General features: G+C 71.1%; 20 protein-coding genes. 16 read left to right on the forward strand and 4 right to left on the reverse strand.

Going from position 1 to position 23,411, the window contains the following annotated elements:
- Positions 1–50: 50 nt before the first annotated feature.
- Both ACX25U_RS27475 and aroQ read left to right on the forward strand, forming a co-directional pair.
- Positions 51–1,154 (forward strand): calcium:proton antiporter, encoded by a 1,104-nt coding sequence (locus ACX25U_RS27475; protein WP_454383861.1) that lies wholly within the window; start codon positions 51–53, stop codon positions 1,152–1,154.
- Positions 1,155–1,222: 68 nt separating this feature from the next.
- Positions 1,223–1,705 (forward strand): type II 3-dehydroquinate dehydratase, encoded by a 483-nt coding sequence (gene aroQ, locus ACX25U_RS27480; RefSeq protein WP_454383862.1) that lies wholly within the window; start codon positions 1,223–1,225, stop codon positions 1,703–1,705.
- 216 nt (positions 1,706–1,921) lie between these two features.
- On the opposite strand, the gene ACX25U_RS27485 is transcribed toward aroQ, so the two are convergent.
- Both ACX25U_RS27485 and ACX25U_RS27490 read right to left on the reverse strand, forming a co-directional pair.
- Positions 1,922–2,578: an MBL fold metallo-hydrolase gene (locus tag ACX25U_RS27485; RefSeq protein ID WP_454383863.1), complete on the reverse strand. Its 657-nt coding sequence runs from the start codon at positions 2,576–2,578 to the stop codon at positions 1,922–1,924.
- A 47-nt stretch (positions 2,579–2,625) separates the two neighbouring features.
- The gene (locus tag ACX25U_RS27490) at positions 2,626–3,312 is read right to left on the reverse strand and encodes a maleylpyruvate isomerase family mycothiol-dependent enzyme (RefSeq protein ID WP_454383864.1); all 687 of its coding nucleotides are present in this window, start codon (positions 3,310–3,312) and stop codon (positions 2,626–2,628) included.
- Positions 3,313–3,546: 234 nt separating this feature from the next.
- Between ACX25U_RS27490 and uvrA the strand changes: the two genes are divergently transcribed.
- On the forward strand, positions 3,547–6,486 hold the full coding sequence (gene uvrA, locus ACX25U_RS27495; RefSeq protein WP_454383865.1) for an excinuclease ABC subunit UvrA: 2,940 nt from the start codon (positions 3,547–3,549) through the stop codon (positions 6,484–6,486).
- A 22-nt stretch (positions 6,487–6,508) separates the two neighbouring features.
- Here the strand turns inward: uvrA and ACX25U_RS27500 are convergent, their stop codons facing one another.
- The gene (locus tag ACX25U_RS27500; RefSeq protein WP_454383866.1) at positions 6,509–7,420 is read right to left on the reverse strand and encodes a carbohydrate kinase family protein; all 912 of its coding nucleotides are present in this window, start codon (positions 7,418–7,420) and stop codon (positions 6,509–6,511) included.
- A 217-nt stretch (positions 7,421–7,637) separates the two neighbouring features.
- Here ACX25U_RS27500 and ACX25U_RS27505 point away from each other — a divergent pair, with 217 nt between their 5' ends.
- Positions 7,638–8,060 carry a Rieske 2Fe-2S domain-containing protein gene (locus tag ACX25U_RS27505; protein ID WP_454383867.1) on the forward strand — a complete coding sequence of 141 codons (423 nt, stop codon included), beginning with the start codon at positions 7,638–7,640 and terminating at the stop codon, positions 8,058–8,060.
- Positions 8,061–8,090: 30 nt separating this feature from the next.
- Here ACX25U_RS27505 and ACX25U_RS27510 read toward each other — a convergent pair whose 3' ends face one another.
- The gene (locus ACX25U_RS27510; RefSeq protein WP_454383868.1) at positions 8,091–9,038 is read right to left on the reverse strand and encodes a hypothetical protein; all 948 of its coding nucleotides are present in this window, start codon (positions 9,036–9,038) and stop codon (positions 8,091–8,093) included.
- 279 nt (positions 9,039–9,317) lie between these two features.
- On the opposite strand from ACX25U_RS27510, the gene uvrC reads away from it, so the two are divergent.
- The 12 genes from uvrC to ACX25U_RS27570 all read left to right on the forward strand — a co-directional run bounded on the left by uvrC (position 9,318) and on the right by ACX25U_RS27570 (position 23,329).
- Positions 9,318–11,387 (forward strand): excinuclease ABC subunit UvrC, encoded by a 2,070-nt coding sequence (gene uvrC, locus ACX25U_RS27515; protein WP_454383869.1) that lies wholly within the window; start codon positions 9,318–9,320, stop codon positions 11,385–11,387.
- Entirely contained in the window at positions 11,384–12,379 is a 996-nt protein-coding gene (gene rapZ / locus ACX25U_RS27520; protein WP_454383870.1) for an RNase adapter RapZ, read from the forward strand. Before uvrC ends, rapZ begins: the two co-directional genes overlap by 4 nt.
- A complete protein-coding gene (locus ACX25U_RS27525) occupies positions 12,376–13,473 on the forward strand; it encodes a gluconeogenesis factor YvcK family protein (protein ID WP_454383871.1) in 1,098 nt (365 codons plus the stop codon). The genes rapZ and ACX25U_RS27525 overlap by 4 nt, the downstream gene beginning before the upstream one ends.
- On the forward strand, positions 13,464–14,453 hold the full coding sequence (gene whiA, locus ACX25U_RS27530; RefSeq protein WP_454383872.1) for a DNA-binding protein WhiA: 990 nt from the start codon (positions 13,464–13,466) through the stop codon (positions 14,451–14,453). The genes ACX25U_RS27525 and whiA overlap by 10 nt, the downstream gene beginning before the upstream one ends.
- A gap of 748 nt (positions 14,454–15,201) precedes the next feature.
- Positions 15,202–16,209 carry a type I glyceraldehyde-3-phosphate dehydrogenase gene (gene gap / locus ACX25U_RS27535; RefSeq protein WP_454383873.1) on the forward strand — a complete coding sequence of 336 codons (1,008 nt, stop codon included), beginning with the start codon at positions 15,202–15,204 and terminating at the stop codon, positions 16,207–16,209.
- A gap of 164 nt (positions 16,210–16,373) precedes the next feature.
- Positions 16,374–17,585, forward strand: a complete 1,212-nt coding sequence (locus tag ACX25U_RS27540; protein WP_454383874.1) for a phosphoglycerate kinase — start codon at positions 16,374–16,376, stop codon at positions 17,583–17,585.
- Positions 17,586–17,590: 5 nt separating this feature from the next.
- Positions 17,591–18,367 (forward strand): triose-phosphate isomerase, encoded by a 777-nt coding sequence (gene tpiA / locus ACX25U_RS27545; protein WP_454383875.1) that lies wholly within the window; start codon positions 17,591–17,593, stop codon positions 18,365–18,367.
- Positions 18,368–18,491: 124 nt separating this feature from the next.
- On the forward strand, positions 18,492–18,728 hold the full coding sequence (secG, locus tag ACX25U_RS27550; protein ID WP_454383876.1) for a preprotein translocase subunit SecG: 237 nt from the start codon (positions 18,492–18,494) through the stop codon (positions 18,726–18,728).
- 204 nt (positions 18,729–18,932) lie between these two features.
- Positions 18,933–19,268 carry an RNA polymerase-binding protein RbpA gene (locus ACX25U_RS27555; RefSeq protein ID WP_073952427.1) on the forward strand — a complete coding sequence of 112 codons (336 nt, stop codon included), beginning with the start codon at positions 18,933–18,935 and terminating at the stop codon, positions 19,266–19,268.
- A 131-nt stretch (positions 19,269–19,399) separates the two neighbouring features.
- Positions 19,400–20,668 carry an MFS transporter gene (locus ACX25U_RS27560; protein WP_454383877.1) on the forward strand — a complete coding sequence of 423 codons (1,269 nt, stop codon included), beginning with the start codon at positions 19,400–19,402 and terminating at the stop codon, positions 20,666–20,668.
- A gap of 67 nt (positions 20,669–20,735) precedes the next feature.
- Positions 20,736–22,391: a glucose-6-phosphate isomerase gene (gene pgi, locus ACX25U_RS27565; RefSeq protein ID WP_454383878.1), complete on the forward strand. Its 1,656-nt coding sequence runs from the start codon at positions 20,736–20,738 to the stop codon at positions 22,389–22,391.
- A gap of 89 nt (positions 22,392–22,480) precedes the next feature.
- Positions 22,481–23,329 carry a hypothetical protein gene (locus tag ACX25U_RS27570; RefSeq protein ID WP_454383879.1) on the forward strand — a complete coding sequence of 283 codons (849 nt, stop codon included), beginning with the start codon at positions 22,481–22,483 and terminating at the stop codon, positions 23,327–23,329.
- Positions 23,330–23,411: the final 82 nt, after the last annotated feature.

Consider the following 23,411-nt stretch of genomic DNA (forward strand, 5'->3'; position numbering starts at 1 on the left):
GAGCGGGCACCGCGCATGCGAAGGACCCAGGACGCTGCAAGGATCGAGGCATGATCCCGCGGTTCAGGGGCTTCCTCATGGCGCAGTGGACGACCATTGCGCCGGTGCTCGCGGTCATCCTCCTGGTCTTCACCTGGGGTCGTTCCCTGCCCGGTGGGATCGTCGGACTGCTGACCCTGGTCCTGGCCGGCTCGGTCCTGGCCGCGGTGCACCACGCCGAGATCGTCGCCCACCGGGTGGGCGAGCCCTTCGGCTCCCTCATCCTCGCGGTCGCCGTCACGGTCATCGAGGTCGCGCTCATCGTGACCTTGATGATCGACGGCGGTGACAAGAGCGCCACGCTCGCCCGCGACACCGTGTTCGCCGCGGTGATGATCACCTGTAACGGCATCGTCGGTCTGAGCCTGCTCGTGGGCTCGCTGCGTCACAAGGTCGCCGTCTTCAATCCCGAGGGCTCCGGCGCGGCCCTCGCGACGGTCGCCACCCTGGCCACTCTCTGCCTCGTGCTGCCGACCTTCACCACCAGCAAGCCCGGACCGGAATACTCCCCGGCCCAGCTCATCTTCGCCGCGCTGGCCTCCCTGGTGCTCTACGGCCTGTTCGTCACGACCCAAACCGTGCGCCATCGCTCGTACTTCCTCCCCCTGACCCGCCAGGGCGAGGTCATCTCGGCCCCGGAGCACATCGAAAAGCCCACCACCCGGGTCGCTCTCACCAGCCTGGGCCTGCTCGGTCTGGCCCTTGTGGGCGTCGTCGGCCTGGCCAAGGGCGTGTCGCCCACCATCGAAACCGCCATCGACAGCGCCGGCCTGCCGCACGCCGTGGTGGGTGTGCTCATCGCGCTGCTCATCCTGCTGCCGGAGACGATCGCCGCGGTGCGCGCCGCCCGCCGCGACAGGGTGCAGATCAGCCTCAACCTCGGGCTCGGCTCGGCGATGGCCAGCATCGGCCTCACCATCCCCACGGTGGCGATCGCGTCGATCTGGCTGCCCGGGGCGCTGATCCTGGGCCTCGGCGCCACCCATATGGTGCTGCTCGCGCTGACCATCGTCGTCGGCACCCTCACCCTGGTCCCGGGGCGGGCCACGCCCTTGCAGGGCGGTGTCCATCTGGTGCTGCTGGCCGCCTATCTGGAACTGGCGATCAATCCGTAACAGCGGACGGGCCTCCGGTGCTCCGTGATAGACCTCCACCGAAGCACCGATCTCACCGGAGGCCCGATATGACCCGCCCCGCCCGCACCCTCGCGACCGCGCCCATCATGGTCCTCAACGGGCCCAACCTGAACCTGCTCGGGCAGCGGCAGCCGGAGATCTACGGCTCCGACACGCTCGCGGACGTCGAGGCGCTGTGCGCCAAGGCGGCGGCCGCGCACGGCGGCACGGTCGACTTCCGTCAGTCCAACCACGAGGGAGAGCTGGTCGACTGGATCCACGAGGCCCGGCTGAACCACTGCGGGATCGTCATCAACCCCGCCGCCTACTCGCACACCTCCGTGGCGATCCTGGATGCTCTCAACACCTGCGACGGGCTGCCGGTGGTGGAGGTCCACATCTCCAACATCCACCAGCGCGAGCAGTTCCGGCACCACTCCTATGTCTCGCTGCGCGCCGACGGCGTCATCGCCGGGTGCGGGGTGCAGGGGTACGCCTTCGCGGTGGAGCGGGTGGCGGCACTGGCCGGCGCGGGGCAGGCGGACGCGTAGACCGCGACCGCCCCGCCCTCGGCCGGCGGCCCGCCGCCAGGGGCCGCCGGCCGAGGGCGGGGAATGAGGACCGGCGGCCCGTACCGCGCAGGAGCCGTCATCCTGTGCGGAGCTGCTGTCAGTTGACCGCGCACCGAGGCGAGTGGCCGACGGGTGCGTACCACCGGCGCGTGCGAAGGGTTCACACGGGGTGCGAGGGGGCGCTCGTACGCCGGCTCACCACCCGCGCGCGTGCCACTCCGGAAGATACGGGCGCTCCGCGCCCAGCGTCGTGTCGTTGCCGTGGCCCGGGTACACCCACGTCTCGTCCGGGAGCACGCCGAAGATCTTCGTCTCGACGTCGTGGATGAGACTCGCGAACGCCTTGGGGTCCTTGCGGGTGTTCCCCACTCCGCCGGGGAAGAGACAGTCCCCGGTGAACACGTGCGGGTGCCCGTGCGGATCGTCGTAGACCAGCGCGATCGAGCCCGGGGTGTGGCCGACGAGGTGGCGTGCGGTGAGCTCCACCTGGCCCACCCGGATCGAGTCGCCGTCGTCGACGAGGACGTCGGTCGGCACGGGGATGCCCTCGGCGTCGTCCCGGCCCGCGTATGTACGCGCGCGCGTGGACGCCACGACCTCCGCGAGCGCCTGCCAGTGGTCCGCGTGCCGGTGCGTGGTGACGACCGAGGCGATGCCGTCGCCGCCGATCATGCCGAGCAGGGTGTGCGCGTCGTTCGCCGCGTCGATCAGCAACTGCTCGTCCGTGGCCCGGCAGCGCAGCAGATAGGCGTTGTTGTCCATCGGGCCGACCGCGATCTTGGTGATCATCAGGTCCTTCAGCTCGTGCACGTCCGCCGGGCCGCCGACCTTCACCTCTCCGCTGTACGTCATGGTCGTCAGCCTATAGCGGGGGAGCGGCCCGGGGACCGTGCACGCGGCTACAGCGGTGGAAGCGCCGGAAGCGCGCCGCCCGTCACCTTCAGGGCGGATCCGTCGCGGCGCCCCGCGAGCCAGCCGAGCAGGTCCGCCCGGCCTCCCGTGACGGTGACGGCGGCCTCGTCCGCCTCCTGACCCGTGTCCCACGCGCGTGTGCCGTCCGTCAGCCGGGTGGGCGGCACGTCCGGGTGCCCGGCGAACCGCTGGGCCAGGAACTCGATCTCCCGCTCGACGAACTCCGCCGGCAGGTCCTCCAGCTCGTAGCCGATCCCCAGGTCCACGTGGTGGAGTTCCACCTCCACCCAGCGCCGGAACGGCACCCGGGACGCGGAGTCGGTGACGCCGTTGCGCAGCTCCACGGTGCGGGACCAGTCCGCGGGCTCGGCCGCCACCCGCCGCAGGCGGGCCGCGCTCTCGCGTACGTCGGCGAGCTGCACGCCGAGGGGGCGCGGGGCGTCCCGCTCGATGTCGGCGTCCCGGGTCTCGGCGGAGGCGTACATGGGACGCCCCTCGAAGACGTTCACCAGCGCGTCCGCGTTGCGGGCCAGGTGGGCCAGGATGTGGCCCCGGGTCCAGCCGGGCAGCCGTGACTGTTCGGTCACAGCCGCGTTGTCCAAGGTGCCGACTGCGGTCAGCAGCCGCTCGGTTGCGTCCTGCACAGATGCCAGGTCGCGCGCGTGATCAATCATGGCGCCGACATTAGCCGGGTCACACCATCGGGTGAAGGCGGCAGACCGCGCCCGTAAATCGAATGCACGTCCTATAAGGTCGAGTGCGGCATCGGGCATGCCGGAGAGCCGGGATTTGTTGAGCATCCGGGCACATCCGGGAAACCCGCCCGGCGTTGTCAGTGGCTCCCCCTAGTCTGAGAAAGCACGGGGGCCCCGCCCCTGTCACTTCTCTCAAGAAAGGTGCGGACCGGCGTGGCCGACCGTCTCATCGTCCGTGGCGCGCGCGAGCACAACCTGAAGAACGTCTCGCTCGACCTGCCTCGGGACTCGCTCATCGTCTTCACGGGCCTGTCCGGGTCGGGCAAGTCCTCCCTGGCCTTCGACACCATCTTCGCCGAGGGCCAGCGGCGCTACGTGGAGTCGCTCTCCTCGTACGCCCGCCAGTTCCTCGGCCAGATGGACAAGCCGGACGTCGACTTCATCGAGGGCCTGTCCCCGGCGGTCTCCATCGACCAGAAGTCGACCTCGCGCAACCCGCGCTCGACGGTCGGCACCATCACCGAGGTCTACGACTACCTGCGCCTGCTCTTCGCCCGCATCGGCAAGCCGCACTGCCCGGAGTGCGGCCGCCCGATCTCCCGCCAGTCGCCGCAGGCCATCGTCGACAAGGTCCTGGAACTGCCGGAGGGGAGCCGCTTCCAGGTGCTCTCGCCGCTGGTGCGCGAGCGCAAGGGCGAGTTCGTCGACCTCTTCGCCGACCTGCAGACCAAGGGCTACTCCCGCGCGCGCGTGGACGGCGAGACCATCCAGCTCTCCCACCCGCCCACGCTGAAGAAGCAGGAGAAGCACACCATCGAGGTGGTCGTCGACCGCCTCACCGTCAAGGGCAGCGCCAAGCGCCGCCTCACCGACTCCGTCGAGACCGCCCTCGGCCTCTCGGGCGGCATGGTCGTGCTCGACTTCGTCGACCTGCCCGAGGACGACCCCGAGCGCGAACGGATGTTCTCGGAGCACCTGTACTGCCCGTACGACGACCTGTCCTTCGAGGAGATGGAGCCCCGCTCCTTCTCCTTCAACTCGCCCTTCGGCGCCTGCCCCGAGTGCACCGGCATCGGCACGCGCATGGAGGTCGACCCCGAACTGATCGTCCCCGACGAGGAGAAGACCCTCGACGAGGGCGCCATCCACCCCTGGTCGCACGGGCACACCAAGGAGTACTTCGGCCGGCTGATCGGCGCCCTCGCCGACGCCCTCGGCTTCCGCACCGACATCCCCTTCGCGGGCCTGCCGCAGCGCGCCAGGAAGGCCCTGCTGTACGGCCACAAGACGCAGGTCGAGGTCCGCTACCGCAACCGGTACGGGCGCGAGCGCGTCTACACCACGCCCTTCGAGGGCGCCGTCCCCTTCGTCAAGCGCCGCCACAGCGAGGCCGAGAGCGACGCGAGCCGCGAGCGCTTCGAGGGGTACATGCGCGAGGTTCCCTGTCCCGCCTGTGAGGGCACGCGCCTGAAGCCGGTCGTCCTCGCGGTCACGCTCATGGGCAAGTCGATCGCCGAGATCTCCGCGATGTCGATCAGCGACTGCGCCGACTTCCTGCGCGAGCTGAAGCTGGACGCCCGCGACAAGAAGATCGCCGAGCGCGTGCTCAAGGAGGTCAACGAGCGGCTGCGCTTCCTGGTCGACGTCGGCCTGGACTACCTCTCGCTGAACCGCGCGGCCGGCACGCTCTCCGGCGGCGAGGCCCAGCGCATCCGCCTGGCCACCCAGATCGGCTCCGGTCTCGTCGGCGTGCTGTACGTCCTGGACGAGCCGTCCATCGGCCTGCACCAGCGCGACAACCACCGGCTGATCGAGACCCTGGTCCGGTTGCGCGACATGGGCAACACGCTCATCGTCGTCGAGCACGACGAGGACACCATCAAGACCGCCGACTGGATCGTCGACATCGGCCCCGGCGCGGGCGAGCACGGCGGCAAGGTCGTGCACAGCGGCTCCCTGAAGGAGCTGCTGGCCAACGCCGAGTCGCACACCGGCCAGTACCTGTCGGGCAAGAGGTCCATCCCGGTGCCCGACGTCCGGCGCCCCCGCGACCCCTCCCGGAAGCTCACCGTGCACGGCGCCCGCGAGAACAACCTCAAGGACATCGACGTGTCCTTCCCGCTGGGCGTGTTCACGGCCGTCACCGGCGTCTCCGGCTCCGGCAAGTCCACCCTGGTCAACGACATCCTCTACACACACCTGGCCCGCGAGCTCAACGGCGCGCGGAACGTGCCCGGCCGGCACACGCGCGTGGACGGCGACGACCTCGTCGACAAGGTGGTGCACGTCGACCAGTCGCCCATCGGCCGCACCCCGCGGTCCAACCCGGCGACGTACACCGGTGTGTTCGACCACATCCGCAAGCTGTTCGCGGAGACCACCGAGGCGAAGGTCCGCGGCTACCTGCCCGGCCGCTTCTCCTTCAACGTCAAGGGCGGCCGCTGCGAGAACTGCGCGGGCGACGGCACCATCAAGATCGAGATGAACTTCCTCCCGGACGTCTACGTGCCGTGCGAGGTCTGCCACGGCGCCCGGTACAACCGGGAGACCCTGGAGGTCCACTACAAGGGCAAGTCCATCGCCGACGTGCTGAACATGCCGATCGAGGAGGCGACCGAGTTCTTCGAGGCGGTCCCGGCGATCTCCCGCCACCTCAAGACGCTCAAGGACGTCGGCCTGGGCTACGTCCGGCTCGGCCAGTCCGCGACCACCCTGTCCGGCGGTGAGGCACAGCGCGTGAAGCTCGCCAGCGAGCTGCAGCGCCGCTCCACCGGGCGCACCGTCTACGTCCTGGACGAGCCCACCACCGGCCTGCACTTCGAGGACATCAGCAAGCTGCTCAAGGTGCTGTCCGGCCTGGTCGACAAGGGCAACACGGTCATCGTCATCGAGCACAACCTCGACGTGATCAAGACCGCCGACTGGGTCGTCGACATGGGCCCCGAGGGCGGCGCCGGCGGCGGCCTGGTCGTCGCCGAGGGCACACCCGAGCAGGTGGCCGGCGTCCCCGCCAGCCACACCGGGAAGTTCCTGCGCGAGATCCTGCGGCCGGACAGCATCAGCGACGCCGCGTCCTCGGCCAAGGCCGTCAACAACACGGTGACCAGGAAGGCCGCACCCGCCAAGAGGACGACCCGGGCCCGCAAGGCCTGAGCCACCGCCCGGACGGGTGCTGCTACGGCTCGCCGACCTCCGCCGCGTACGGCGGCTCGGCGCCCGCGCGCGAGCAGGTGGCCGCCGCCGCGCGGGCCGCGAACCGCAGCAGCCCCGTCCAGCCCGAGGCGCCCAGCCCGGCCAGGCCCTCGGGGGAAAGGGCGTCCCGCACGGACAGCGCGTGCAGCAGCGCCGCGTTCACGGTGTCGCCCGCGCCGATGGTGTCCACGACGTCGACCTTCTCGCCCGGTACGGAGTGCTCGGCGCCGTCCTTGGTGTGGGCGGTGAGCCCGTCGCCCCCGTGGGTGATCACCACGGCCGACGGCCCGGCGGCCAGCCACTCGCGCGGAGTTCCGCCCAGCCACCGCGCGTCCTCCTCGGACAGCTTCAGCAGCGACACCGAGGGCAGCCAGCCGGCGAAGCGCGCCCGGTAGGCGTCCGCGTCCGCGATCAGACCGGGCCGGATGTTCGGGTCCAGCGCGGTGAACACGCCCTGCCCGGCCGCGTTCCGCATCAGCTCCTCGTACGCGCTCGCACCCGGCTCCAGGACCAGCGAACAGGTGCCGAAGGACACCGCGCGGGTCCCGGTGGGCAGCTCGGCGGGCGCGGTGAACAGACGGTCGGCGGTGCCGTCGACGTAGAACGAGTACGCGGCCGAGCCGTCGGCGCCGACCGTGGCGACCGCCAGCGTGGTCGGCTCAGCGCCGCGCTGCACGCCCGAGACGTCCACCCCGGCCCGCCGCAGCCCGCCGAGCAGCGCCTCACCGAAGGCGTCGTACGACAGGCGGGAGCAGAAGGCCGTACGGGAACCGAGGCGGCCCAGCGCGACGGCCGTGTTGTACGGGCCGCCGCCGAGCGCCGGCCCGAGGTCGGCGAGGGCGCCCGTGCCCCGCGGTACCAGGTCGATCAGGGCCTCACCGGCGACGACGATCACGAGTCGGTTCCTTTCGGCAGTCAGGGCCTCTCGTTCGGATCATGCCGGGCTCGCGGCCTGATCCGAACGAAAGCCCCAGGGCCCGGGAAGCTATCCCATTCCGCGCCGGAGGTAAACGCCGGACCCACGCGTCGACGTCGGGACGACCCGCCCCCGCCCACGTCGGCCCCGGTGGGTATCGTCGGCGTGTCCAGCCCTTTGACCAGTGGAGACCCTTATGTCCGGCCGTCCCTCCGCGAGCCGCCGTACCGTCCTGCGCGGAGCGGCCCTCACCCCCGTCGCCGCGCTCGGGCTCACCGCCTGCGGACCGGGCGGCACCTCCGCTCCCGCCACGCCCACCGCACCGGTCGACCTCGGCGCCGAGAGCGAGGTCCCCAAGGGCGGCGCCAAGCTGTACCGGGACCACAACGTGGTGGTCAGCCGGGACGCCAACGGCACCCTGAAGGCGTACAGCTCGATCTGCACGCACGCGCAGTGCCCGATCAACAAGCTCGAGGGGACGAGGCTGATCTGCCCCTGCCACGGCAGCGAGTTCGACGCCACCACCGGCCAGGTGGTGCGGTCCCCGGCCTCCGTCCCGCTGCCCGAGCTGCCCATACGCGCGCAGGGCGGCAAGCTCGTCGCCGGGCCCGGCGCCTGACGGCCGCCGGTCGCCGCCGGCCCGGCCCGCTCACTCCCAGTCCCAGCCGATCCCCACGATCCCCGACCGCACCCGCGCCTCCACGAGGTGGACCGAGCGATGCCACGCACTCACCGGCAGTTCCTGACGGCCGCCGCGCGGGGCCGCCGCCGAGGCCTGCGTGAACCGGTGGCAGCGCACCGGCAGGACACCGGTGTCGAACCGCACCTGAAGGGCGTACTGACCGCCGGGCGAGTCGAACTCCCGGACGCACTCGCGTGCCACACCGGCCGTGCCGTCCTCGACGCCGTACCGGAACAGGAACGTGTCGCCGGCCCGCAGCCGGGTGTCGAAGAGCAGCTCGGCCACCAGCACCCCGGTGCCGTGGTGCCGCCGAATCCGCCCCGTACGGCAGTTCTCCAGGGCGTGCACGGTCATCCGCTCCGGCACGCACCCCGGGTCGCCGTGGTGGACGGCCACGAAGCGGTCCACACCGTCCCGGTGGGCGCGCACGATGTGCTGGGACTCGCGCTCGGCGAGCTCCCGGCGCGTCCCGATCCGCACCCGCTCGTGGTACCCCAGCGTGTGCAGACCGCTGCCGGGCGGGCAGTCCAGCTCGGCCAGCAGCCCACGCAGCACGTCCGACGCCTCCACGAGGGAGCGGTAGGAGCGCACACCGGGCCGCCGCGCGCCCGGACGCTCCTCGGCCTCGGCCAGCAGCCGGATCAGCGACTCGTCCGGCAACCGCAGGATCTCCTCCAGGGCCCGTACCGCCCGCAGCGACTCCGGCCGCTGCGGGCGCCGCGCGCCCTGCTGCCAGTAGCTCAGACTGGTGACCCCGACCCTGACCCCGTAGCGCGTCAGATGGTGCTGCACGCGCTGCAACGGCAGTCCGCGGGCGGCGATCGCGGCGCGCAGCGCCACGTGGAAGGGGCCGCCGCGCAGGGCCGTGTCCAGTTCGGCGGTCACGATGTCCGCCTGCTGCGGGGCGTACGGCATGCACGGGCCTCTCTGTGAAGGGGCGGACGGCTGGTCGGACCGTTCCGCGGGTCCCCGGGGCCACCCCCGCGCGCGGGCAACGGGTGTCCTCATCTCCGTACGCCGCCGTCGACGGCCCCGAGTTCCCCCGCATTGAAGCGTGTTGACCAAGTCCCGACAACACCTGAGACCGACAGCCGTGCACTCCTGGCCGAGTCCGCACCCCGGCCGGAGCGGGCCGGGAGCCGCCGGCACACGAGGCCCGCCGCTGTGTCGGTGCTCGACAGTAGGGTGTGAGACATGGCCGACCCCTCCAGCTACCGCCCCAAGCCGGGAGACATCCCGGACTCTCCCGGGGTCTACAGGTTCCGTGACGAGCACCACCGGGTGATCTACGTCGGAAAGGCCAAGAGCCTGCGCCAACGCCTGGCGAACTACTTCCAGGACCTGGCGAACCTCCACCCGCGCACCCGGACGATGGTCACCACGGCCGCGTCCGTGGAGTGGACCGTGGTGTCCACGGAGGTCGAGGCACTGCAGCTGGAGTACTCCTGGATCAAGGAGTTCGACCCCCGGTTCAACGTCAAGTACCGCGACGACAAGAGCTACCCGTACCTCGCGGTGACGATGAACGAGGAGTTCCCGCGCGTACAGGTGATGCGCGGCCACAAGAAGAAGGGCGTGCGCTACTTCGGGCCGTACGGGCACGCGTGGGCCATCCGCGACACCGTCGACCTGCTGCTGCGCGTCTTCCCGGTGCGCACCTGCTCGGCCGGCGTCTTCAAGAACGCCGCACGCACCGGCCGCCCCTGCCTGCTCGGCTACATCGGCAAGTGCTCCGCGCCCTGCGTCGGCCGCGTCTCCGCCGAGGACCACCGGGAACTGGCCGAGGAGTTCAGCGACTTCATGGCCGGCCGCACGGGCACGTACCTGCGCCGCCTGGAGAAGGAGATGACCGAGGCGGCCGAGGAGATGGAGTACGAGCGGGCCGCCCGTCTGCGCGACGACATCGGGGCCCTGAAGAAGGCCATGGAGAAGAACGCGGTCGTGCTCGCCGACGCGACCGACGCCGACCTCATCGCCGTCGCCGAGGACGAGCTGGAGGCCGCCGTGCAGATCTTCCACGTGCGCGGCGGACGCGTGCGCGGCCAGCGCGGCTGGGTGACCGACAAGGTGGAGGACGTCACCACCGGCGCCCTCGTCGAGCACGCCCTGCAGCAGCTGTACGGCGAGGAGAGCGGGGACGCCGTACCCAAGGAGGTCCTCGTCCCGGCCCTGCCCGACCCGGTGGAGCCGGTCCAGCAGTGGCTCACCGACCGCCGCGGGTCGAACGTCTCACTGCGCATCCCGCAGCGCGGCGACAAGAAGGCCCTGATGGAGACCGTGCAGCGCAACGCCCTGCAGGCGCTCGCCCTGCACAAGACCAGGCGCGCCTCGGACCTGACCACGCGCTCGCGTGCCCTGGAGGAGATCGCCGAGGCCCTCGGCCTGGACAGCGCCCCCCTGCGGATCGAGTGCTACGACATCTCCCACCTCCAGGGCGACGACGTGGTGGCCTCCATGGTCGTCTTCGAGGACGGCCTGCAGCGCAAGAGCGAGTACCGCCGCTTCCAGATCCGTGGCTTCGAAGGTCAGGACGACGTCCGCTCCATGCACGAGGTGATCACCCGCCGCTTCAGGCGGTACCTCGCCGAGAAGGAGAGGACCGGCGAGTGGGCCGATGGCGAGGACGCCCTCGCCGACGGCTCGCCGGGCGCGCTCACCGAGGACGACGGGCGCCCCAGGCGCTTCGCCTACCCGCCGCAGCTCGTCGTCGTCGACGGCGGGCAGCCCCAGGTGGCCGCCGCCCAGCGGGCCCTGGACGAGCTCGGCATCGACGACATCGCCGTGTGCGGGCTGGCCAAGCGCCTGGAGGAGGTCTGGCTGCCCGGCGAGGACGACCCGGTGGTCCTGCCCCGCAGCAGCGAGGGCCTGTACCTGCTGCAGCGCGTGCGCGACGAGGCCCACCGGTTCGCGATCACCTACCAGCGCACCCGGCGGGCCAAGCGCTTCCGGGCCGGGCCCCTGGACGGCGTACCCGGCCTCGGCGAGACGCGTAAACAGGCGCTGATCAAGCATTTCGGCTCGGTGAAGCGGCTGCGGTCCGCGACAATCGACCAGATCCGCGAGGTGCCCGGCATAGGCCGCAAGACGGCCGAGACGATCGCCGCGGCCCTCGCCCAGGCGGCCCCGGCAGCACCTGCCGTCAACACAGCGACGGGAGAGATCATGGAAGACGTGGAGGAAGCGCCGTTCGAGGCGACGACGAGCGACGTGGGGGAGCCCGTGACCACGGGTGCCCCGGACGACCGACGGGGGCAGGAGACATGACCGAGCACGAGGCACGGCGGACCGCCGAGCGAGATCAGGCCCACGAGGGGACGCGCGCCGGGCAGCGGCGGCGCGCGGTCCAGGAAGACGGAGCACAGGTGAGTATCGACACGGCCGGCGTCCCCGACGCGGCCATTCCCGAGCTGGTGATCATCACCGGCATGTCCGGGGCCGGCCGGTCCACGGCCGCCAAGTGTCTGGAGGACCTCGGCTGGTTCGTCGTCGACAACCTGCCGCCGGCGCTGATCAACACCATGGTGGAGCTCGGTGCCCGCTCGCAGGGCAACGTGGCCCGGATCGCGGTCGTCGTCGACGTCCGCGGCCGCCGCTTCTTCGACGCCCTGCGCGAGTCCCTGGCCGACCTGGAGGCCAAGAACGTCACGCGGCGGATCGTTTTCCTGGAGTCCTCCGACGACGCCCTGGTGCGTCGCTTCGAGTCGGTGCGCCGGCCCCACCCGCTCCAGGGCGACGGCCGCATCGTCGACGGCATCGCCGCCGAGCGGGAGCTGCTGCGGGAGCTGCGCGGCGACGCCGACCTGGTGATCGACACCTCCAGCCTCAACGTGCACGAGCTGCGCGCCAAGATGGACGCCCAGTTCGCCGGCGAGGAGGAGCCCGAGCTGCGGGCCACGGTGATGTCGTTCGGCTTCAAGTACGGCCTGCCGGTCGACGCCGACCTGGTCGCGGACATGCGGTTCCTGCCCAACCCGCACTGGGTGCCCGAACTGCGCCCGTACACCGGGCTGAACGACGAGGTCGCCGCGTACGTCTTCAACCAGCCCGGTGCCAAGGAGTTCCTCGACCGCTACGCCGAGCTGCTGCGGCTGATCGCGGCCGGCTACCGCCGCGAGGGCAAGCGGTACGTGACCATCGCCATCGGCTGCACGGGCGGCAAGCACCGCTCGGTGGCCATGTCCGAGAAGCTGGCCGCGCGGCTCTCGGCCGAGGGCGTGGAGACCGTCGTCGTCCACCGGGACGTGGGGCGGGAGTGACCGGAAGACGTACTCCGCGGCTGAGCGGGTGGCGCCGGGTGGCGCCGGAGGGACGTACGGCGCGTCTGGCGACCGCCGCGCGCGCGGGGCGCGTCGTGGAGGCCCGGGGCGCGCGGGCGCGCCGGCGCGGGACCCAGCCCAAGGTGGTCGCCCTCGGCGGCGGCATGGGCCTGTCCGCCTCGCTCGCCGCACTGCGCCGGATCACCGGCGACCTCACCGCCGTCGTCACCGTGGCCGACGACGGCGGCTCCAGCGGGCGCCTGCGCGACGAGCTGGGTGTGCTGCCACCCGGTGACCTGCGCAAGGCGCTGGCCGCACTGTGCGGTGACGACGACTGGGGCCAGACCTGGGCCCGGGTCATCCAGCACCGCTTCACCTCGCGGGGCGATCTGCACGACCACGCAGTGGGCAACCTGCTGATCGTCGCCCTGTGGGAGCAGCTCGGCGATCACGTGCAGGCGCTGGACCTGGTGGGCAAGCTGCTGGGCGCGCACGGGCGCGTGCTGCCCATGTCGGCCGTGCCCCTGGAGCTGCAGGCGCTGGTCAAGGGGCACGACCCGGAGCGGCCCGAGGACATCGATGTCGTCCGCGGCCAGGCCACGGTCGCGCTCACCCCCGGCGAGGTGCAGTCCGTGCACCTCGTGCCGAACGACCCGCCCGCGGTGCCGGAGGCCGTGGAGGCGGTCCTGGACGCGGACTGGGTGGTGCTCGGGCCCGGCTCCTGGTTCTCCTCGGTCATCCCGCACCTGCTGGTGCCGGAACTGCTGGACGCGCTCACCGAGACCAAGGCACGGCGGGTGCTGTCCCTGAACCTCGCGCCGCAGCCGGGGGAAACCGACGGCTTCTCCCCGCAGCGTCATTTGGAGGTTTTGGGGCGACACGCCCCTAAACTCGCCCTGGACGTGGTGCTGGCCGACGAGGCCGCCGTGCCCGACCGCGAAGACCTCAGCGAGGCCGCCGAGCGGTTCGGCGCCGCGGTCGAACTCGCGCCGGTGGCCCGGAGGGACGGAACTCCGCGGCACGACCCGGAGCTGCTGGCCGCCGCGTACGACCGTATTTTTCGGATGCATGGAAGGATCGGCCCATGGCGATGACGGCAGCGGTGAAGGACGAGATCTCCCGGCTTCCCGTCACCCGGACCTGCTGCAGAAAGGCGGAGGTCTCCGCCGTTCTGCGGTTCGCCGGCGGCCTCCACCTGGTCAGCGGGCGCATCGTGATCGAGGCGGAGCTGGACACCGCCATGGCGGCGCGGCGTCTGAAGCGGGACATCCTGGAGATCTTCGGTCACAGCTCCGAGCTGATCGTGATGGCGCCGGGCGGGCTGCGCCGCGGCTCGCGCTATGTCGTCCGCGTGGTGGCGGGCGGCGACCAACTGGCCCGCCAGACCGGGCTGGTCGACGGGCGGGGCCGCCCGATCCGAGGTCTGCCGCCGCAGGTGGTCTCGGGGGCCACCTGCGACGCCGAGGCCGCCTGGCGCGGGGCGTTCCTGGCCCACGGCTCGCTCACCGAGCCGGGCCGTTCCTCCTCCCTGGAGGTGACCTGCCCGGGTCCGGAGGCCGCGCTCGCCCTGGTCGGCGCGGCCCGGCGGCTGTCCATCGCGGCGAAGGCCCGCGAGGTGCGGGGCGTGGACCGGGTCGTCGTCCGTGACGGTGACGCCATCGGTGCCCTGCTGACCCGTCTGGGTGCCCACGAGTCCGTGCTGGCCTGGGAGGAACGGCGGATGCGCCGCGAGGTCCGCGCCACGGCCAACCGCCTCGCCAACTTCGACGACGCCAACCTGCGCCGCTCGGCCCGCGCCGCCGTCGCGGCCGGCGCCCGCGTGCAGCGCGCCCTCGAGATCCTCGGCGACGACGTCCCCGAGCACCTCGCCGCCGCGGGCCGCCTGCGCATGGACCACAAGCAGGCGTCCCTGGAGGAGCTCGGCGCCCTCGCCGACCCCCCACTGACCAAGGACGCGGTCGCGGGCCGCATCCGCCGCCTCCTCGCCATGGCCGACAAACGAGCCTCCGACCTCGGCATCCCGGGCACCGAGGCCAATCTCACGGAGGACCTGGCGGACAACCTGGTCGGCTGACCCGGGCCGACCGCGCGCCCGGGCGAACGAGGTCGGTCGGTACGGGCCCGGCCCCCACCAGCCGGGCTGGCACCAGCCGGGCTGGCACTGGCCGGGCTGGCACCGGCCGGGCTGGCACCGGCCGGGCGGCAGGGCTGACCGACGGGGGCCGGCCGACACCGACATCAGCCGGCGAGCATGGCCGGCTGACACCGGTCGTCGACAGCGCCCGACCGGTATCGGCAGGGCGACGTGGGACTGAGCCGCGGGAGGCCCGGTCGGCCGGCCGCGTTTTCGATGTGCACGTGTGCCTGTTCCTCCGGGTGGCGCTGCCGGTGCCTCCGGCCCGGGGCGGATGCGCGTAGCCGCCCTGCTCGCGGGTACCCCGCTCGGTGTGATCAGCGTGTACCAACGGTTGCCACCGGCCACCCCGGCACCGGACACCGACCGGTCGGTACGGGCTGGTCGGCAGCCGTCGGCCGGGGGACATGTCGGACTTGTAGGTGTCCGGATTGCCGGATTTCACAAGTGAGCCCTCGGGGGCACGGATGAGTGATCAACGGGGGCAATTGGTATCGGCAATCCGTAGCGGAACGGGGTGATCCGGACGCCTGTGCCGAGGGGTCCGTAGGCCTACTGGCGGATATGGGACACCGTGCCGTTCAGATGTCACTACGGAGGCCCCAGGGGGGTAGGGTCGGGGGTGGTCGGGGACATCCCATACAGCTCGCCGGCGTCGAAACCGGCGTACCAACGAGGAGATCGGTTCGTGACGATCCGCGTAGGCATCAACGGCTTTGGCCGCATCGGTCGTAACTACTTCCGCGCGCTGCTGGAGCAGGGTGCAGACATCGAGATCGTGGCTGTCAACGACCTGGGTGACACCGCGACCACCGCTCACCTGCTGAAGTACGACACCATCCTCGGTCGCCTCAAGCAGGAGGTCTCCCACACCGAGGACACCATCACCGTCGATGGCCACGCCATCAAGGTGCTGTCCCAGCGCAACCCCGCCGACATCCCCTGGGGCGAGCTCGGCGTCGACATCGTCATCGAGTCCACCGGCATCTTCACCAAGAAGGAAGACGCCGAGAAGCACATCGCCGGCGGCGCCAAGAAGGTCATCATCTCCGCCCCGGCGAAGAACGAGGACGTCACCATCGTCATGGGCGTCAACCAGGACAAGTACGACGCCGCGAACCACGACGTCATCTCCAACGCCTCCTGCACCACCAACTGCGTGGCGCCGATGGCGAAGGTCCTCGACGAGAACTTCGGCATCGTCAAGGGCCTGATGACCACCGTGCACGCGTACACGAACGACCAGCGCATCCTGGACTTCCCGCACAAGGACCTGCGCCGCGCCCGTGCCGCCGCGGAGAACATCATCCCGACCACCACCGGCGCCGCCAAGGCCACCGCCCTGGTGCTGCCGCAGCTCAAGGGCAAGCTGGACGGCATGGCCATGCGCGTCCCGGTGCCCACCGGCTCCGTCACCGACCTCGTCGTCGAGCTCTCCCGCGAGGTCACCAAGGAAGAGGTCAACGCCGCCTTCCAGAAGGCCGCCGAGGGCGAGCTGAAGGGCATCCTCGAGTACACCGAGGACCCGATCGTCTCCTCCGACATCGTCAACTCGCCCGTGTCCTGCACCTTCGACTCCTCCCTGACGATGGTTCAGGAGGGCAAGAACGTAAAGGTCATCGGCTGGTACGACAACGAGTGGGGCTACTCCAACCGCCTCGTCGACCTGACGGTCTTCGTCGGCAACCAGCTCTGATCGACAGAGCAGGCACTTCGATGTGACATCAGGGCTCGGGCAGCGCACACGACGCGCCGCCCGAGCCCTGACGCACGTACAGCGGCAGGGTGAACAACGGCCCGCCCACGTGCCGATCGATCAGCCCTCGTACGATCAAGAGACCCTCCCCAGGAGTCCCAACCATGAAGACGATCGACGAACTTCTCTCCGAAGGCGTGGACGGCAAGCGGGTCTTCGTCCGCGCCGACCTCAACGTGCCGCTGGCCGACGGTGTCATCACCGACGACGGCCGCATCCGCGCCGTACTGCCCACCGTCAAGGCGCTCGCCGACGCCGGCGCCAAGGTGGTCGTGGCCTCCCACCTCGGCCGCCCCAAGGGCGCCCCGGACCCGGCCTTCTCCCTGCTGCCCGCCGCCGAGCGGCTCGGCGAACTCCTCGGCGCCCCCGTGGCGTTCGCCCAGGACACCGTCGGCCCCGCCGCCCACGACGCCGTGGACGGCCTCCAGCCCGGCCAGGTCGCGGTCATCGAGAACCTCCGCTTCAACCCGGGCGAGACGTCCAAGGACGACACCGAGCGCGGCGAGTTCGCCGACCGGCTCGCCGCCCTCGCGGACGTCTACGTCGGCGACGGCTTCGGCGCGGTGCACCGCAAGCACGCTTCCGTCTACGACCTCCCGGCCCGCCTGCCGCACTACGCCGGCCACCTCATCGCCACCGAGGTCGGCGTCCTGAAGAAGCTCACCGAGGACGTCCGGCGGCCCTACGTCGTCGCGCTCGGCGGCGCCAAGGTCTCCGACAAGCTCGCCGTCATCGACCAGCTGCTCGGCAAGGCCGACCGGCTGCTCATCGGCGGCGGCATGGCGTACACCTTCCTCAAGGCCCAGGGGCACGAGGTCGGCAAGTCCCTCCTGCAGGAGGACCAGCTCCCGGCCGTCAAGGAGTACATCGAGCGCGCCGAGAAGACCGGCGTCGAGCTGATCCTGCCCGTGGACACGCTGGTCGCGCCCGACTTCCCGGACCTGAGGACCAAGGCCCCGGCCCACCCCGCCTCCGTCGCCGTGGACGCCATCCCGGCCGACCAGGAGGGCCTGGACATCGGCCCCGAGACCCGCAAGCTGTACGCCTCGAAGCTCGCCGACGCCGCCACCGTCTTCTGGAACGGCCCGATGGGCGTCTTCGAGCACCCCGACTTCGCCGAGGGCACCAAGGCGGTCGCCCAGGCCCTGGCCGACTCCGACGGCTTCACCGTCGTGGGCGGCGGCGACTCCGCCGCGGCCGTCCGTACGCTGGGCTTCGAGGAGTCGGCATTCGGCCACATCTCGACCGGAGGCGGCGCCTCCCTCGAATACCTCGAGGGCAAGACGCTCCCCGGCCTCGCCGCACTGGAGGACTGAACCGCATGAGCACGCGCACGCCGCTGATGGCGGGCAACTGGAAGATGAACCTCAACCACCTCGAGGCCATCGCACACGTCCAGAAGCTCGCCTTCGCCCTGGCCGACAAGGACTACGAGGCCGTCGAGGTCGCCGTCCTGCCGCCCTTCACCGACCTGCGCTCCGTGCAGACCCTGGTCGACGGCGACAAGCTCAAGATCAAGTACGGTGCCCAGGACATCTCGCAGCACGACTCCGGCGCCTACACCGGCGAGATCTCCGGCCCGATGCTGGCCAAGCTCAAGTGCACGTACGTGGTGATCGGGCACTCCGAGCGCAGGCAGTACCACAACGAGACCGACGAGCTGGTGAACGCCAAGGTCAAGGCCGCCTACAAGCACGGCCTGACCCCGATCCTGTGCGTCGGCGAGGAACTGGACGTCCGTGAGGCGGGCGACCACGTCACGCACACGCTCGCCCAGGTCGAGGGCGGTCTGAAGGACCTCCCGGCCGAGCAGGCCGCGTCGATCGTGATCGCCTACGAGCCCGTTTGGGCCATCGGTACCGGCAAGGTCTGCGGCGCCGGTGACGCCCAGGAGGTCTGCGCCGCCATCCGCGGCAAGATCGCCGAGCTGTACTCGCAGGAGGTCGCCGACCAGGTCCGCATCCAGTACGGCGGCTCCGTGAAGTCGGGCAACGTCGCCGAGATCATGGCGCAGGCCGACATCGACGGTGCCCTGGTCGGCGGTGCCTCGCTGGACACGGACGAGTTCGTCAGGATCGTGCGCTTCCGCGAGCAGTGAGCGGGGCGGCGAGCCGAGCTGTGAGTATGCGGTAGCGGCGATCCGTCGTACCCTTGCGGGGGCACGGTAGGCAGTGCTTGCGTGCCCCCGTCGTCCATCCGAATCCGAGGAAGTTGGTCCAGCCGTGGTTTTGGGGTTCTCGATCGCCCTGATCGTCTTCAGCCTGCTGCTGATGCTGCTGGTGCTGATGCACAAGGGGAAGGGCGGCGGCCTCTCCGACATGTTCGGTGGCGGCGTCCAGTCCTCCGTCGGCGGCTCCTCGGTCGCCGAGCGCAACCTGGATCGCATCACCGTGGTGGTCGGCCTGCTGTGGACAGCGTGCATCGTCGTGCTCGGCATCCTGATGAAGACGAGCAGCTGAACAACAACCGGCACATATTCGTACGTAAGGCCCCATGGTCGGTACGCGCTCCCGGGCGCGTCCTATCATGGGGCTTGCGTCTGTGCATGGGGGGCGGTAACTCCAGTCACTGGACGCGCGTTGAGCCTTACGTAGACTGAGGCGCTCGCAGCGAAGCGGTACGCCGACTCGCTTCGCGGCACCATCACGCAGGGAGTTACGACCGTGGCAAGTGGCAACGCGATCCGAGGAAGCCGGGTCGGGGCGGGGCCGATGGGCGAGGCCGAGCGCGGTGAGTCCGCGCCGCGTCTGCGCATCTCCTTCTGGTGCTCCAACGGACACGAGACCCAGCCGAGCTTCGCCAGTGACGCGCAGGTCCCCGACACCTGGGACTGCCCGCGCTGCGGCTTCCCGGCCGGTCAGGACCAGGACAACCCGCCGGCCCCGCCGCGCACCGAGCCCTACAAGACGCACCTCGCCTATGTGCGCGAGCGGCGCAGCGACGCGGACGGCGAGGCGATCCTCGCCGAGGCACTCGCCAAACTGCGGGGCGAGATTTAGGAATTGGGCTCCGGTCGGCGCCGCTTGCGGGCGCCGGACCGGACCTGTCGCACACCCGGCCGGCCGCCGCGGACCGATTGTCAGTGGTGCCCTCTACGGTTTGCCGCACAGGCGAATCGTGAGGGGAAGCCATGACATCGGCCGAGACCGCGGGTGCGGGTGCGCCCGCCTGGCGCGGGGGATTCGGACGGCTGTGGAGCGCCGCCGTGCTGTCCAGCTTCGGCGACTCGCTGCGTACGGCCGCGCTGCCGCTGCTCGCCGTGTCACTGACCGACGACCCGCTGCTCATCTCCTCCGTCGCGGCCTGCGGCTATCTGCCCTGGATCGTCTTCGGACTGCTCGGCGGCGCCGTCGCCGACCGGGTGGACCAGCGGCGCGCGATGTGGGCGGCGGACACGGTACGGGCCCTGCTGGTCGGCGGTTTCGCCGTGGCCGTGGCCCTCGGGCACGCCTCGATCGGCCTGCTGGTCGCCCTGGCCTTCGCGCTGACCACGCTGCAGACGCTCTTCGACAACGCGGCCACGGCCCTGCTGCCCGTCCTGGTGGAGCCGCAGGCGCTGGGCAGCGCCAACGCCCGGCTGATGACCGGGCAGCGCGTGGCCGGCGGGCTGCTCGGAGGCCCGGCCGTGCCGCTGCTGCTCGTCGCCGGCGCCGCGGCCCCCTTCGCCGCCAACGCCGCCACGTTCCTGGTGGCCGCCGCGCTCGTCGCCTCCTTACGGGCAGCCAGGCCCGAGCGCGCGCCGAGACCGGCGGGCAGCACGCTGCGGCGCGAGATCGCCGACGGACTGCGCGCCCTGGGGCGGGACCGGGCCCTGCGCGGGCTGTGCGCGGCCACCGCGCTGTGCAACGTCGGGATGGGCGCCCTCATCGCCACCCTGGTGGTCATCGTGACCGGCTGGCTGGGCGCCGGCACCAAGGGGTACGCGGCGACGCTGACGGCGTACACGGTCGGCAGCCTGGTCGGGGGAGCGGTCAACAGCCGGATCGTGGCCCGGCTGGGACGTATGCGGGCCGTGCTGCTGGCCGGGGCGGTGCAGATCGCCGCGCTGGCGGTGATGGGGGTGGTGCGTCATCTGGCCGTGACGGTGGCCGCGCTGGCCGTGTTCGGGTTGATGGGCATGGTGTGGAACGTCAACACGACGACGCTGATGCAGCAGCGCAGTCCGGCCGGGATGCTGGGCCGGGTCAGCGCGGCCTTCCGCACCCTCGCCGTGGCCGGGGCGCCGCTCGGAGCGGTGCTCGGCGGGGCGGTCGCCGCAGCGTGGGGGCCGAACCGCCCGGCGCTGCTCGCGGCGGGGTTCTTCGTCCTTTCCGTGGCCGCGCTGATACCCGCGCGGGCGGCGGACGTAGTGGTGGGTGCGCCGGACGACGGCGTGACGACGACTCACGTCGCCCGCTGATCAACTAGGTTGGACCGGCAGCGGGGCAGGACGCAGCAGGACAGCTAGAAAAGAGGCTGAAGTCCGAATGAACGCAGACGGCCGTACCAGGCTCGACCAGAGGCCCGAGTGGACCGCTCTGGCCGAGCACCGCGAAGAGCTCGCCGACACCCATCTGCGGGATCTGTTCGCCGCCCACCCGGAGCGCGGTGAGGCGTACACCCTCCGGGTCGGCGATCTGTACGTCGACTACTCCAAGCACCTCGTCACCGACGAGACCCTGCGGCTGCTGCGGGGGCTGGCCGCCGCGACGGACGTGTTCGGGCTGCGGGACGCCATGTTCCGCGGCGAGAAGATCAACGTCACCGAGAACCGGGCCGTGCTGCACACGGCGCTGCGGACGCCGCGGGACGCGGTGATCGAGGTCGACGGGGAGAACGTCGTGCCCGGGGTGCACGCGGTTCTGGACAGGATGAGCGACTTCGCGGACCGCGTCCGTTCGGGAGAGTGGACGGGGCAAACCGGCAAGCGGATCCGCAATGTGGTGAACGTGGGCATCGGCGGATCGGACCTGGGCCCGGCGATGGCGTACGAGGTGCTGCGCGCCTGGACGGACCGCGGGCTGACGGTGCGCTTCGTGTCCAACGTCGACGGCGCCGACCTGCACGAGGCGACGCGTGACCTGGACGCGGCGGAGACGCTGTTCATCATCGCGTCCAAGACGTTCACCACCATCGAGACGGTCACCAACGCGACGTCGGCGCGGGACTGGCTGCTCGGTGAGCTGAAGGCCGGCCCGGAGGCCGTCGCGAAGCACTTCGTGGCGCTGTCGACGAACGCGGAGAAGGTCGCCGGGTTCGGCATCGACACGGCCAACATGTTCGAGTTCTGGGACTGGGTAGGGGGCCGGTACTCGTACGACTCGGCGATCGGCCTCTCTTTGATGATCGCGATCGGTCCGGAGCGCTTCGGTGAGATGCTGGAGGGCTTCCGGCTGGTCGACGAGCACTTCAGGACGGCGCCGGCCGAGGCCAACGTGCCGTTGCTGCTGGGGTTGCTGGGGATCTGGTACGGCAACTTCCACGGTGCGCAGTCGCATGCGGTGCTGCCGTACTCGCACTATCTGTCGAAGTTCACCGCGTATCTGCAGCAGCTGGACATGGAGTCCAACGGGAAGTCGGTGCAGCGGGACGGCGAGCCGGTGGGGTGGCAGACCGGGCCGGTGGTGTGGGGCACGCCCGGCACGAACGGGCAGCACGCGTACTACCAGCTGATCCACCAGGGTACGGAGCTGATCCCGGCGGACTTCATCGGCTTCGCCGAGCCGGTCGCGGAGCTGAGCGGTGAACTCAAGGCGCAGCACGACTTGTTGATGGCCAACTTCTTCGCGCAGACGCAGGCGCTGGCCTTCGGCAAGACGCCGGAGGAGGTACGGGAGGAAGGGGTGCCGGAGGAACTGGTCCCGCACAGGACGTTCCGCGGGAACCACCCCACGACGACGATCCTCGCCCGCGAGCTGACCCCGTCGGTCCTCGGTCAGCTGATCGCCCTGTACGAACACAAGGTCTTCGTCCAGGGCGCCGTCTGGAACATCGACTCCTTCGACCAGTGGGGCGTGGAACTGGGCAAGGTCCTGGCCAAGCGCGTCGAGCCCGCGCTCACCGAAGGCGCCGACGTACCCGGGCTGGACCCCTCCACCAAGGCCCTGGTCGCCACCTACCGGGAGCTGCGCGGCAGGCGGTGAGGGCGGTACGGGATGCGGGCGGCGGACGCCCCGCCCGCATCCCGTAAACTCCCGGCGATCATGGAAGTGGTGGGTCGGGGGAGCACGACATGACCAGAGCACCTGGGAGCTGGATCGGCGGCAGGGCGGAGGGGCGTTCCTTCTGGAAACCCAGGGACGCGGCGTGGGCGGTGTTCCACCCGGCCTGGATCCCGCAACCGCTCGACCCGTCCGTGGAGCGGCTCAAGCGTCTCAGGGTCGTCGTCGGGGCGATCGCCTCCTTCGGGGTCTACACCTTCATCGAGGGCGGGTTCGCCTTCGACGAGCTGATGGAGAACGCGCTCACCGCCTCCACCGTGCTGCTGTTCGTCACCCCGCTCACCGTCGGGGTGATGCTGTTCGTCCGGCGGCGCGGCGGCACCGCGCGGCAGCTGCGGCATCAGCTCCTCAACTCCCTGAGGCTGCTGCTGTTGTTCATCGCTGCCGTCGTCGTCACGCTCCTGCTGCTCCAGTTCTCCACCTCGGTGGGTGGGCTGATGTTCCTGCCCGTGGCCATCGCGACGCTGTGGATGATCGTCTTCGTGGTCGTCGGGACGATCAGGGTCTCCGGCAACTTCTTCGGCACGGCCGCCGTGCACCACTGCCTGCCGGCGCTGCTCGCCACGGTGACCACCTGGCTCATGGCCATCCCGGACCTGGTCACGGGTGATCTGCACGGGCTCAGCCTCACCATGGGCATCGTCTTCATCCTGGGCGCTCCGGTGACGGTCACGGCCATCGCCCTGCTGGAGACGGGCCGGCTGAAGCGGCGCTACGGCATCCGGCTGGGCGCCGCACCCGGCGAGCCACCCGCCCCTCCCGGGCCGCCCCACCCGGCCCACGCCGCCGACGGGACTGCCGTACGTACCGCCGCAGGGCACCCCCTACGGCCACCCGCACCCGCACACGACGGGCGGTAACTCGTACGCCCCGGGCTCACAGCACCTGTACGCGCCGGGGGCAGGCGGCAACCCGTACGCCCCGGGCCCGCAGCACCCGTAC

Source organism: Streptomyces sp. JNUCC 63 (assembly GCF_054366325.1).

Bases quoted from the DNA above. Each gene is read 5' to 3' on its own strand.
- tpiA (WP_454383875.1), top strand. From the start codon at position 17,591: ATGAGCACGCGCACGCCGCTGATGGCGGGCAACTGGAAGATGAACCTC.
- whiA (WP_454383872.1), top strand. From the start codon at position 13,464: ATGGCGATGACGGCAGCGGTGAAGGACGAGATCTCCCGGCTTCCCGTC.
- ACX25U_RS27510 (WP_454383868.1), bottom strand. From the start codon at position 9,038: ATGCCGTACGCCCCGCAGCAGGCGGACATCGTGACCGCCGAACTGGAC.
- ACX25U_RS27490 (WP_454383864.1), bottom strand. From the start codon at position 3,312: ATGATTGATCACGCGCGCGACCTGGCATCTGTGCAGGACGCAACCGAG.
- aroQ (WP_454383862.1), top strand. From the start codon at position 1,223: ATGACCCGCCCCGCCCGCACCCTCGCGACCGCGCCCATCATGGTCCTC.
- ACX25U_RS27570 (WP_454383879.1), top strand. From the start codon at position 22,481: ATGACCAGAGCACCTGGGAGCTGGATCGGCGGCAGGGCGGAGGGGCGT.
- ACX25U_RS27540 (WP_454383874.1), top strand. From the start codon at position 16,374: ATGAAGACGATCGACGAACTTCTCTCCGAAGGCGTGGACGGCAAGCGG.
- ACX25U_RS27485 (WP_454383863.1), bottom strand. From the start codon at position 2,578: ATGACGTACAGCGGAGAGGTGAAGGTCGGCGGCCCGGCGGACGTGCAC.
- uvrC (WP_454383869.1), top strand. From the start codon at position 9,318: ATGGCCGACCCCTCCAGCTACCGCCCCAAGCCGGGAGACATCCCGGAC.
- rapZ (WP_454383870.1), top strand. From the start codon at position 11,384: ATGACCGAGCACGAGGCACGGCGGACCGCCGAGCGAGATCAGGCCCAC.
- ACX25U_RS27505 (WP_454383867.1), top strand. From the start codon at position 7,638: ATGTCCGGCCGTCCCTCCGCGAGCCGCCGTACCGTCCTGCGCGGAGCG.
- ACX25U_RS27560 (WP_454383877.1), top strand. From the start codon at position 19,400: ATGACATCGGCCGAGACCGCGGGTGCGGGTGCGCCCGCCTGGCGCGGG.
- ACX25U_RS27475 (WP_454383861.1), top strand. From the start codon at position 51: ATGATCCCGCGGTTCAGGGGCTTCCTCATGGCGCAGTGGACGACCATT.
- pgi (WP_454383878.1), top strand. From the start codon at position 20,736: ATGAACGCAGACGGCCGTACCAGGCTCGACCAGAGGCCCGAGTGGACC.